Below are 444 nucleotides of genomic sequence, written 5' to 3' on the forward strand. Positions count from 1 at the left end.
GGCGGCCGAGCGTATCGCTCGCGTGCTGCACAACGACCCGGGCACCGGTGTGATGCGTCACGCCGATGCCGGTTACCAGATCGCCATTGACTGCGCCAGGGAGCAGGGCCTGAACCTGCCAATGATTACTTCGGTTAAAGGAGCCTGAACATGACTGCACTGAACCTGATCCCCGGCCAACTGAGCCTGTCTCAACTGCGTGATGTCTATCAGCATCCGGTCAAACTGACCCTCGATTACAGCGCTGCTGCACAGATCGAAGCCAGCGTCGCCTGCGTCGAGCAGATCCTCGCCGAGAACCGCACCGCCTACGGCATCAACACCGGTTTCGGCCTGCTGGCCTCGACCCGCATCGCCAGCGAAGACCTGGAAAACCTCCAGCGTTCGCTGGTGCTGTCCCACGCCGCCGGTGTCGGCGAGCCGATCAGCGATGAGCTGGTGCGT

The 444-nt window shown here is 62.6% G+C and carries 2 protein-coding genes; both read left to right on the forward strand.

The annotated features are described in order from the left end of the window. On the forward strand, window positions 1-148 hold a 148-nt coding region (locus ACKLNA_RS29155), incomplete at its 5' end, for a hypothetical protein (protein WP_408987852.1). Between the two features lie 2 nt (window positions 149-150). Continuing rightward, on the forward strand, window positions 151-444 hold a 294-nt coding region (locus tag ACKLNA_RS29160; protein ID WP_408987851.1), incomplete at its 3' end, for an aromatic amino acid lyase.

It is taken from the genome of Pseudomonas sp. UV AK001 (assembly GCF_046097675.1).
Lineage (GTDB): Bacteria > Pseudomonadota > Gammaproteobacteria > Pseudomonadales > Pseudomonadaceae > Aquipseudomonas > Aquipseudomonas kribbensis.